Raw genomic sequence first — 12,318 nt, 5'->3', positions numbered from 1 at the left:
TTTGACTCACGAGATTTAACATAAGCTTTGTCGATCAAATTAGACGTTCCAAGACTCTCTTGCAAAGACTATGCACAGATGATTATGCACGGGCTACATAGCATCTAGAAACTCACAAAGTTTGATGAAAAGCTACTTTGACTTCGTTAAAGGGCAATATTGCTAAATGCGAACTTGCCTTTATGTTGTCCAATCATATCTCATAGATTAGGGTCTGTTTCAGGGCTGAACAGACCCTAGTAAAGCCGCTGCAAACTATAAATTAGGTGGGGGTAATAGCTGGTCACCTTTATTTAATGGCAGCTCTGAGCTTAAGACATAGGCATAGCTGATATTGTCAAAGCTCTTAAATACCATAACCATACCTGCAGGCTCGCTAGGTAATCGAACCGCAGCGTCATTGTCTCTGATATCACGAACCATAGGGCCTCGGCGATAGACCGTCAACACATCCCCAGGCTTAGCGCCATTATTGCTGCCAAGATTGATGGCGACCACACTACCTTTGGCAGCTGAGCCAATCGATCCCATAACCCGAACGATAAGACCACCGCGATCGACATTGGCAGGGGCAGGATAGAATACTGGTGGTACGCTATTACCCAGCTCAACGAATACTCTATCACCCTCACGGACTTCCTTACCCAAAGTCTCCGTCAACTGGATACTTGATACGCCATTAGCCGCGACTGAGGTGACTACCCCTGCCGCAACTTGAGTGACCTCTAGACCAATAACCTGCTGCGTCTTAGGATCGACATATGGGTCGCCTTCATGATAGATACCATAGCGCTGACCGACGATAAGAGGCACACCTTTGGCATAGATTTTGTCACCTTTGGCAGTAATTAAGTTACGGTTTTTAGAAGCTAACACATAAGGTGTGGTAGCAAAATCCTCAGGGTTCACAATAAGCGTATTGTCTAACCAATGCCGAATAGCCGATAGGGGAATTGGCGGGATGCTATTTGCTGACTCAGTGATGGTTACGGACTGCGTAGGCGCCGGCGCATTTAGCTGTCTTTCAATACCAGCGCAGCCTTCGCCAGTATCAACACCGACGAGAGTCTTACCTTGGATAATACACATAATAAGCGTATCACCAGGATAGATTAAATGCGGGTTTTTAATCTGTCTATTGGTCGCCCAAATCTCTTTCCAGCGCCATGGGCTATTTAGATAACGTCCAGAAATGTCCCATAACGTATCGCCTTTTTTGACTGTATAGCGATTGGGTGCGTCAGCCTTAATCGTCGGCTCAGGATTGTTAGCACTAGCGGGGACGGCTGTCAAAGCCGTCGTCAGGATAGCACCAGCGATACTGGCGGCCAATAGTCGTCTAAATAATGGCGACTTTACTGTATTGTTGCTTAGGGATTTAGTCATTTTTGATGTTTTATCCATAAAGTAGGCTGTGACCTGCTAGAGTAACCATGATTGATTAATAGACAGCGTATGATTCGATAGCTCACATTGAACAGTAGACCAATTACGCCATCATAATGATGGTCTGATGATAGCTCTACGCTAGCTTTAGCACTTAAAACAGTCCGCTATCAATAACCTTAACTGACCAACAGTTTGATCAAATTTACAATATGTCTAACAATAGCACAATGACAGTCACAATCTCGAATATTTTGGCAAAATTATCTTTAATTTCAGCGACTCTTGTTAAGAATACTCATTCTACAGAATTGACGATAAACTTGCATCGCTCGCAGCAGCACTTCGTTAAAGTTTAGTAGAATAAATGCACCAGCTATTGAAGCTATCAGCCAGTGCAATCTTAGCAGTGCTCAGCTCTAATAACACATTAACTCGTCCATTAAAGTATTGATAAGTTATCTTTGATATTGTCGCTTACAAATGCTAGTCATACTAAACTTAAGCGCTGGGAGCGACTACTTTGCGAATCTCATCGGCTACCAGACTCGGCTTATTGTCAAGCTCGACGACACGCTGCGGCAAGTCTTCAAGACCCTTAGTATGCTCAGGACGCTCAATATCTATCGGACCGACAGCCTCAAAGATAGTTTCGGCGAACTTCACTGGCAATGCAGTTTCGGCGCAAATGATAATTTCATCCTCACGTTGAAGCTCACGCGCGACCTTGACGCCATCAGCTGTATGCGGATCGATAAGGTCATTATAATTGTCATATAAGTCTTTGATCGTCGCAAGCCTATCACTATGCGCCGATTTACCTGCTGCGAAGCCATAGCGCGAACTAACCGTCTGCATCACATCAGATAAATCAAAGCCCTTACCAGACTTTACCCCATCAAATAGGCTATGGACGCGGTCTGTATCTCTCTCAAGAAGCAAATAGATAAAGCGCTCAAAGTTAGAGGCCTTGGAGATATCCATTGACGGGCTAGATGTTACATAGGTCTTATCGGCAGGACGCGGGTTGTAAGCGCCTTGATTAAAAAAGTCATTGAGCACATCGTTTTCATTGGTGGCAACGATGAGACGATCGATAGGTAATCCCATCTCACGAGCAATATGACCGGCGCAGATATTACCAAAATTACCCGAGGGCACGCAGAAGCTTACTTTTTTATCGCTATCCTGCACAGCTGAATCCATTACTGCAAAATACGCTTTAAAGTAATAAACCACCTGCGCTAGAATTCGGCCCCAATTGATTGAGTTGACGGTGCCTAGGCTGTATTTTTCTTTAAAATCAGCGTCTTGCTGTAGAGCTTTGACAATATCTTGGCAGTCATCGAACATACCTTTAATGGCGATGTTGTGAATATTGTCATCAGTTAAGCTATACATTTGCGCGCGCTGAAAGGCACTCATCTTACCTTGCGGCGACAACATAAATACTTCAATATTGTCTTTACCACGTAGCGCATATTCTGCCGCGCTGCCAGTATCACCACTGGTCGCTCCGATAATGGTCAGACGCTCGTCTTTTTTCTTCAGTACATACTCAAAAGCATTACCCAAAAACTGCATCGCCACGTCTTTAAACGCTAACGTTGGACCATTGGATAATCCCAAAATATACAGGTTATCTTCAAGCTTACGAACTGGGGTAATATCACTTGTGCCAAATACCGATTCGGTATAGGTACGCTCAACGATATCTTTTAAGTCAGCCTCGTCAATATCCGTAGCAAACAAGCGCATAATCGCAAATGCCAGCTCAGGGTAGCTCATCTGCCGCCAGTCATTTAACGTTGCGCTATCTACTTGTGGGTAAGACTCAGGCAACATTAAGCCACCGTCAGGGGCCAATCCCATTAAGAGTACGTCGCTAAAGTCCATCGGTGCTGTCTGACCACGGGTACTGATATATTTCATCGAATCATCCTATAAATTACGAATTATTTGGCTATTTTGGCTTCGGATAGGGAGGACAAACGCACTAAGTTACAACTATTCGCTCATCCTTTAGACATACGAAGTGTTACTTACTAATTATTAAATATAATAAAATCAATAACTTATCATTAATATAAAAAAACTAATCTTGCTGTTACTTCTTAAAATCGCTAACCATTTATCAAAAGCAATACCATTTACGGCAAGCATAGAATAGAAGATATCAGGTCGCCGCTTATTTTAGCACTACATAATGGTCAGCTTATTCCCATCTTTACGCACTCTTTTGCAGCAAGGCGTAATAAAAACCATCACCACCTTTATGGTCCTCATCCTGATAGACCGGCAGACATTGACGCCCAATGGCTTGCTCAATTCCCCAATTACAGTCCTCGCCAGCAAAGGGAACAACCATCGCATCGTTATGACGGCTTAAAAATGCCTGCATCTGCTCGACATTTTCGGCCTTCAAAATAGAGCAGGTGATATACAGTAAGTAACCGCCAGTATTGAGCGGCCCCCACAGATTGTCCAAAATTTGTGCTTGCAACGTGACGGTCTGCGCGACATCGGCTTCATTGCGCAGCAAAGTAATATCAGGGTGACGGCGGATGACACCTGTCGCAGTGCAAGGCGCATCTAACACGATAGCATCAAAGCCTGCCTGCTCTGCCTGCTTGACTTGCCACTGCGTCGCATCGGCACAGACAATGTCCAAGTCTAAGTCGCGCTTGGACATTGCTCTTGGTAGCTGCAGCCGTTCTAAATTCTCAAAGATACGTGTAATCCGTGCTGACTCATTGTCGATAGCGGTTAGACTTACTTGATTCACAGGTAGCTTGGCTTGTTTCACGTGAAACTTATCACTATTAATGGTGTTGTCACTAAGCGCCAAATCAAGTAATTCTAACCAGTGGGCAAGCTTGCCACCTGGTGCCGCGCAAGCATCAAGTAGCCTTAATGAGCGTGGTTGGTTATCTTCTTGACTTGTAACCTTATGATTAATCAAGCTGTGGATGATGGGGGCAGCCAGTTGGGCATGGGCATCTTGAACACTGACCATGCCTTCAGCAAAATATGGCAATCGACTTACAGCGACGCTCTCTTGCAGATGAATCACCTCTTGGCGAACAGTTAGCCCCTCAGATTGTGCAGTATCAGAGCAGTTGGCAGTTGGCTTAATGCCGGTGCAAAGCGTGAGAACCTCTGCCTTGATGTCTGCTTCATTAAGCTCTGCTAGATAGGTGGTGGCATCAGATTCGAGCAAATTAACCCGTAAAAACATCGGCGCTGCTTGGCGTAGACCTAGTGTCAAGCTACTGTACTGCTCACGCCAGTCCGTCTTCAGCCGCTGAGCCAGCCAATTGGGTAAGCTATGATTTTTATCGCATTTTTTGCGGAACTTATGGGTATTTTTAGCGACCTTGCGCAATATTGCATTGACTAGACCAGACGCGCGCGCCAGATCAAGCTGTTTTACCGCTTCTACGGTCTCGTGGATGGCCGCATGATCGGCAACCTGTAGATATAGCAGCTGGGTAAAACCGACTTGAATGGTCGTTCGTACTGCCAGCTCTTCAATGGGGTTGTCAGCTAATGAGTCGAGCAGCCTGCTGGTCGCATGCCATTGACGTAATGTAGTGAGTAGCAGCGCGTGCGCGAAGCCCTTATCGTCACCACTTAGACTATTCAGTAGCGGGTCTAATAAGCCGCTCAAAGACTGACCTTGCTGAATGGCGAGCAGTGTCTCAATCACCTTAGCCCTAACATTGACCCCTAGCTTGCTCATATCTCATCACGCCCTATTTTATGATCCGTCGCCTGCGGCATTGATGACTGAAAGCTATCACCGTCGTTTAGCTGGTTGCCATGGCATATTTGCTCAGCAGTGACAGCTTTGCTTCCAGCAAATTGTAGCTCGGTCAATCGCAAGGTAGTTGCCATGTCATCGGCTTGCTGCTGCTTGCCGCAAGCGACCAAAATAGCATTTTTTCCCACACTGATAATGCTACCAGGCTGTGCCACAGTGGTTTGACTCTGATTGACTGGCATAGCTGCCAATATCTTGACCCGCTTGAGCTTATCATCTTCTTTTAAAAAAGTATAAGTACTTGGGTAGGGATACATACCGCGAATTTGCCGCTCAATGGTATCGGCGGGTTGATGCCAGTCAATCTCACCTTCGGCTTTGCTCAGCTTTTCGGCATAGTTGGCACAGCTATCGTCTTGACGCTCAGCATTCGCTTGATAACCATCCAAATCTTTGAGCACAGTAATAATGGCTTGTGCACCAAGTTCTGCCAACTTATCATGTAAGCTTGCGGTAGTATCCTCTACTGAGATAGCACATTCAGCTTTGTAAAGCATGTCTCCAGTATCTAGCCCTTTATCCATCTGCATGATGGTAATGCCCGTCTTATCATCACCCGCTAAGATAGCGCGGTGAATAGGTGCAGCGCCTCGCCAGCGAGGTAATAGTGAGGCATGAATGTTCAAGCAGCCATAGGTCGGTATCGCCAAAACGCCCGTAGGAAGTATCAACCCATAAGCCGCGACCACCATAATATCTGGTCGATAGTTGGCTAAAGTTTCACGTGAAACTTTGCCTTCGTCTGTAGATTTCTTGAAGGTTGAAGGCTGCTCTACTGGGATATCATGGGCCAATGCTAGGGTCTTTACTGGTGAGGCAGTTAGCTTCTGGCCACGGCCTGCTTTACGATCGGGCTGGGTATATACCGCCACAATATCAAGATTCAATTCAGCTTGCTTGTCGATAAGAGCTTGCAAACTACTGGCGGCAAATTCTGGCGTTCCAGCAAATATTACTCGGCGTCTAACCGCTGATGCGTTAGCCGTAGAGGTATTGCTAAGCTTGGTGGCACTATTAGAACGGTTGGGGTGCGTCATGGTCATAGGCTAATTGATGATGATCAAGGTTGTTGAATGAATACTAATGCTTGCATTATAGGGCAGTTTGCCTTATATCGCTACGGCTCAATCTTTGCGATGCCGAGCTTATCTAGACAATGCTATACTAAGTCCATTATTACATTGCCATACACTGCGTTTGACTCACGGGTCCGATACTTTCATGAAAAAAAAACCCTCCTTACAACGCATATTTAGATTCTATATTTTGTCACTCGCGGTTATGTTGGCAATGTATTATTATTTGGCTTATATCACCGTTATAGAACAGCAGCATCAACGTAGCCAGACTCTATTTTTGCGCTTAGTTCATGAGATAAAAGACCATGATGTCAGCAATCAATCCCAGCTGAAAAGCCTATTAAAAAAGCCATTTTTAAAAGATGTTAGCTATCAGCTGATGGCAATGGCCCCTTCAGGCCAGACCTTTATTTATAACTACTACCTTTCTGATGAAGACAATCGTGAACACAGCTCACTGCCACTGCCTACCCCTCTTCATCAGGACAATCAGTACACGATCGATAATGCCAAGTTATCTGGCTGGATAGACTTAGAGAATGGTTATCAAATCCATGTCAACATATATCACCCGCCTGCTACTATCCACTGGACATCCTTACGCTATTGGCTGCCTTTATTAGTAGCTTTTACTTTATTGATGATTTATCTGGTTTTGGTATTGAAGCGGCGCTACGAGTGGGAGCAGTTGATTCAATACACCGAAGGTCTCTCCTTATACTCTAAAGAGATTTATTCGCCGCCGACGTTTACCCAGTCCAATGCCACAAAAGAGTTTTTGCGAATGGGCCATGCGCTAAGTCGAATCAACTACCATCTGCATAAAAATTACCGCCGCTCTCAGCTATTAACCCATCGCTTGGATCGACTGATTGATCACTCACCCTTACCGATGCTGACTATCAAGCGCCATGGTCAGATTAGCTTCTTCAACCAGCGTTTTGAGCAAGTTTTTGCCACTTCTTTTCAGCGCGGTGTCGCTTATACCTTAACCGACTTTATTACTGGAATCGATAAAGCCACGCACCAAACCTTAACCAAGCTCAGCGCTCAGCGAGTGACCCGAACGCTCTTAGTCAAAAGTTTAGAAGACAATCAAACCTATCAGCTGCATATTATGCCTTGGTTTGGAGAGCATGGTCAGATTCATGGATTTACTGCTTTATTGAGCAATATCAATGTGTTTACAGAGCAAATCAATGACGCTTATTCTCAGCTGCAGCGCCAACAGACCCGCTTAACTGACTTCGAGCAGCTGTGGTCAGTCATGGGTCATGAGCTTCGTACCCCACTTGCGGGCATGATAGGCATGATGGAGTTGCTCAGTTCTGACAATTTAGAGGCTGAGCAACAAGAGACTCTTGCGACGCTAAAGCAGAGCAGCCAAGCTATGCTGACCATGCTAAACAGTATGCTAGATATGGCAAAGATGGATGCGGGCAAGCTAAAAATCGAGTCAGAAATGGTCGATATTTTGAGCCTGTGTCAGCAGGTCTGTGAGCTGATGGTAGGCAATGCTCGACGAAAAGGCATTGAGCTACATTATTTCTTTGATCCGCAGTGTCCAAGATACCTAAAGACAGATACCGGAAGACTGCGACAGATACTCATGAACCTAGTGGGCAATGCCATCAAGTTTACCCAATCAGGGTATGTGGCGCTGATTATTGAGCCTATGATGGCAGATGACTCGCGCTATGTGCCGCCTAGTAAAGCCCATAAGCACTATTCTGGTGTCAATAGTGCATCCAGTAACGCTTTGCTAACCTCACAGACCTATCCTTATAACCAGTCCCACAGTCAAACCTACTTAGCTTCCAACAGCAGCGTTATTGCGCATTTGTCGTCTGCTTCTGCTCAGACTTCAGGCCCCCCTAACCCAGCGGCAAACTGTCCATTAACCAACAACGATCAGCAGTGGTTGTGCTTTAGTGTGAAAGATACAGGTATTGGCATCGAAAAAGCAGAACAAAAGAAACTATTCTCCTTTTTTAATCAGGCCAACGACTCTATCAGTCGGCAGTATGGTGGCTCAGGACTGGGATTGGCTATTTCCAATAATTTTGCGCAGTTACTCGGTGGTTATATTCATTTAGACAGCACCGCTAATGTCGGCAGCACTTTTAGCTTATGCTTGCCTAGAGTCACACCCTCTTACCAGCCTGTCTATCTCTTTAATACAGACTTATCATCTACCTTCTTGGTGGCTTTTGTTCAGCAAGAGATTAGCGCTCATTATCTAAGCCAACTCTGTAACTATTTACTCATTCCTGCTATTTTTCGCACTAGCATTGATGATTCAAGCATTCAGAGTGTCTCCCAGCAATTAACCAACGCCGCTAATGCGAACTTAACGACTATTTTACTTATCGATTACGAGCTGTATCAGCAAAGTGACACTAGCAAGCTTGAACCGCTTGCTCATTACGAAGCATTACCTAAGATACTCGTCAGTATGATGCCAGAGCGTGGTATTGCCTCTCAGACTATTGAAAAATTCGATGGCTACTTAGCCAAGCCATTAGATGTGGGCCACTTAATCTCAGAGATAAGCCGCCTCTCTCAAGCGACTTGGCAGCGCCACAGCCAAGCCAGCGCTAACGACGCTCAAGCGTCTTTAAATCAGTTCCTCGCCTCTTTAGAAGGAGAGGCTGATAACCTCAAGGATAATGGCGATATTGATAACAATGGCAATGTTAATGCCAAGCCAACGGTAACTACGCCTTCTTTACCACCTAGTGACACAGATAAATCAGATATAAAGTATGACTCTGATTCTAATGTCGTCAGCGATGACGCGGTCTCTAACGCTCACTCTACTCAGCCTGACTCTCCTTTAATCTTGGTAGCTGAGGACAATCCTATGAATCAAAAAGTCGCCTGCAAAGTACTTGAAAAGCTTGGCTACCGTAGTATCGTCGCAGAAAATGGCGCAGCAGCAATCCAGACTCTCAATCAATACCCTAACGAAGTTGGGTTAATTTTAATGGACTGCCGCATGCCTATTCTCGACGGTCTATCCGCCACCGAACAGATCCGTGCTGATAACAATAACATTCCTATCATTGCGCTAACCGCCAATGACACGGATGAGGACCGCAATGCCTGCCTGCAAGCGGGAATGAATAGCTTCCTCGCTAAGCCACTGAATAAAGACAAGCTCTCCACTGTGCTTAAGCAGTTTTTGCATAACCCTAACCCCACTAATTAGAACATGACAAATTCTAGTTATTAAAAAACCCTAGCAGTTAGCTGACAACGACTAGGGTTTTGCAAATAAGCTAAGGGCAACTAGAGACTGCTTGCCACGATTAGTCGCATTATTGCGCTTTAGTGCTAAAGATAACCTCATACGGCTCTGAGCTAGCACCGTTAACAGAGGCCTGATAGGTGACCCGATAAGTCTGATTGGGCTGTAGCGCAGTGAGTGGCATCAATATGACCTGCGTCGGCTCTAATATATGATTGGGGTCATTTTTTGCAGTGAGCGCCTGAAGGGCAATCTCATTATTCGCCGCATCAGTCATCTTGTAATTGCTCACTCTTAGACTGCCATTGGCTAGGATAAAAATTGGCTGACCAATGGGGTCTTTTGCCAAGTTTCGATTGGTATTGCTAAAGGGATTGGGAGACTCATGTTTAAGCTCATATTGAGTGCCGACTGTGCCTGTACACGGGTAGCTAATGACCTGATTGGGCGGTGTTCTAATATTATCTCTTTGTACCGCTAACACCATCTCAAGCACACTGGCCTGCCCGTCAGTATTACCACCACCCTCCAATTTAAACGGCGACTTCATTGGCGTGCGGCCATACCCTATACCGATATCAGCAAACTCTGGACTCAGTAAGCTCGCCATATGATACGGTGCTGCCAGCAAGCCATTAATACCCTTCAAGGCAAGTTGCTCATCGCCATTTTTGTCAAAGTATGTATCATTGAATCTCAAAAAGGATAGATTTTCTGCAACCGTATAATAAGGATAGTTTACGGCTACCGCTTTGGCACCTTTTCTCGAGGTAGTAGATAAGCGATCAGCCACTGCTCGCCCTGAGTAATAGGGGTTTTTAGTGCCACTAAATTCGTCAACACCCGTCTCATAGTGACCTTGAAAGGGCTGAGCACTAAACTGAGTCATATGCAGCAGGTAGTTGGTATGGTTGTTGGCCGCCATCATCAGCTTTGAGTTCGCATTTAGACCACCAAAGCCGCAAGTCTCTCGCCGCGCATTTAAGCGCTCAAATACCGCTCGCTCGCTTTGAGTCATGGTAATACCATCATAAGATGGCGTAGAAGGCGGAGGTTGATCAGTAGAGGGTTCAGCTGGTTTAGAGGGGTTGGTTGGCTTAGAGGGAGCAACTGGCGTGACAAGCACTTCATCAGGCTTCGCGACTTGACCGCCCTGAGGAGGGTTAGGTTTAGGGGTCGGCGCCGTATCGGAGGGGGCAGAGGGCGTGGTAGGGACAGGGCTTGAATCACCGCCACCGCCACCACACGCGGCTAATGAGGCTGTCAGTACCGCTAAGGGCAGTATTCGAGTGATTAAGGAATGATTAACCGTCGGCGAGAATTTCATAAAGGCGTCGTCCTGAAGGGCTGATATCAAGAAAAAGGTAAACTTATTATAAGGTTAGCTTACAACAAAGGGTATAAATAGTGACCATATAAGTGGACATAATAAGAGGTCATAATGTTAGTAAATATAGTCAAGCCACAATAAAACTAAAAAAGCCTAAATCCAAGAATACACTCAAAAAATAACCTTTATATTAACGGTCAAAGTATCAATCAAAACCTCTAGTAAGCCATAAGCCTTAGCAATAAAGAATATAGTTACGCTATCTCAAGCTAGACTATATAACTTATGCCTTAGCGTTAAATATTAACTCACAACTCTAGCGATAACATTGACATTTAGCGTAGCATAATTATGCCAAGTAAGCGCTCTATCTCAGTGTTGGAGTTAGGATCAGCAGATTGTTCGCATGACATGTGGTCAATCCGGCACCGAAGCTTACTGACAGTGTTATTGCGCCAGTCCATCAATCCACTATTACGCCTCTATCGTGGTTTTATAAAACCATTCTCTGCCAAAAAGGCTTCCGTGAGCCCAGACGACGACTGATCAGCTTTGCTTGATGCTCCGGTCCTCGGTGACTGCTGTTTTAGTAGCAAACGCTCAAGATAACGCGCGACGACATCGACCTCGATATTGACCTTACTACCAACCTGCCAATGCTGCTCGATGTTAGTCACTTTGGCGGTATGCGGAATAATGTTCAGACAGACCACATTATCTTTTACCAAATTAGTGGTTAGGCTGATACCATCTACCGTAATCGAGCCCTTAGTCGCTGTGTAATAAGCTAAAGACTCAGGCAACTCAATCTCAAAATAGATTGAGCGAGCATCTTGGCGACGCTGGCTGATAATACCGACACCATCGACATGACCAGAGACAATGTGTCCGCCAAAACGAGTGGTAGGCAGCATGGCCTTTTCTAGATTCACTTTGTCCCCTGGTTTCCACCACTGCATGGCCGTCTTAGCTAGAGTTTCACGTGAAACATCTACGGAGTAGCTTGTGTCAGATAATGCGACTACTGTCAGACATATCCCATTTGAGGCTATTGAGTCGCCAAGAGATACATCAGTTAAGTCTAAAGCAGCGGCTTCTACGGTCAGACGAATATCACCCCCTAGCGGAGAGAGGGCTTTTATCACGCCTGTACTTTCAATAATACCAGTAAACATATGCTTCCTTTATAAAGGTTTGAAATATTAATTGCTGCCGCCTTAACTGCGTTAAACCAGCATAGATTTAACCTAATTCGCTGAGCTTATAGCCGCTCTTACCCTTTACGCAAATACTGCTGATTAATTTAAGTTTAACGCTACAGCTCATAGCATCACACAATACAGAACATGGCTGTGGATAACTTTTAATTGAGAGCGAATTTTTATAGAAATTTCACGTGAAACCCGAAGTTATCCACAGCTGCACAATAATTAAGGGTTTTACCTCTAAT

At 45.2% G+C, this 12,318-nt stretch carries 7 protein-coding genes; 1 reads left to right on the top strand and 6 read right to left on the bottom strand.

The features are described 5' to 3' along the window. Positions 1-255 precede the first annotated feature (255 nt). From EGV92_RS08110 to fmt, 4 genes are all read right to left on the bottom strand, one after another. A complete protein-coding gene (locus EGV92_RS08110) occupies positions 256-1,386 on the bottom strand; it encodes a LysM peptidoglycan-binding domain-containing protein (RefSeq protein WP_131668694.1) in 1,131 nt (376 codons plus the stop codon). Positions 1,387-1,887: 501 nt separating this feature from the next. Continuing rightward, positions 1,888-3,318, bottom strand: coding sequence for a threonine synthase (gene thrC, locus EGV92_RS08105; RefSeq protein WP_131668693.1), 1,431 nt, complete (start codon positions 3,316-3,318; stop codon positions 1,888-1,890). 295 nt (positions 3,319-3,613) lie between these two features. Next, positions 3,614-5,128, bottom strand: a complete 1,515-nt coding sequence (locus tag EGV92_RS08100) for a transcription antitermination factor NusB (RefSeq protein WP_131668692.1) — start codon at positions 5,126-5,128, stop codon at positions 3,614-3,616. Then, positions 5,125-6,246, bottom strand: coding sequence for a methionyl-tRNA formyltransferase (gene fmt / locus EGV92_RS08095; RefSeq protein WP_131668691.1), 1,122 nt, complete (start codon positions 6,244-6,246; stop codon positions 5,125-5,127). Before fmt ends, EGV92_RS08100 begins: the two co-directional genes overlap by 4 nt. 184 nt (positions 6,247-6,430) lie before the next feature. Between fmt and EGV92_RS08090 the strand changes: the two genes are divergently transcribed. Next, positions 6,431-9,499, top strand: coding sequence for a response regulator (locus tag EGV92_RS08090; RefSeq protein WP_131668690.1), 3,069 nt, complete (start codon positions 6,431-6,433; stop codon positions 9,497-9,499). 109 nt (positions 9,500-9,608) lie between these two features. Here EGV92_RS08090 and EGV92_RS08085 read toward each other — a convergent pair whose 3' ends face one another. Further along, positions 9,609-10,865, bottom strand: a complete 1,257-nt coding sequence (locus tag EGV92_RS08085) for a CAP domain-containing protein (protein ID WP_131668689.1) — start codon at positions 10,863-10,865, stop codon at positions 9,609-9,611. Between the two features lie 485 nt (positions 10,866-11,350). After that, entirely contained in the window at positions 11,351-12,043 is a 693-nt protein-coding gene (locus EGV92_RS08080; RefSeq protein WP_131668688.1) for a riboflavin synthase, read from the bottom strand. Positions 12,044-12,318 lie beyond the last annotated feature (275 nt).

This window comes from Psychrobacter pygoscelis, from assembly GCF_004335015.1.
GTDB classification, from domain to species: Bacteria; Pseudomonadota; Gammaproteobacteria; order Pseudomonadales; family Moraxellaceae; genus Psychrobacter; species Psychrobacter pygoscelis.
The sequence above is the reverse complement of the archived record's forward strand: the minus strand, read 5'-3'. Positions and strand labels throughout refer to the sequence as shown.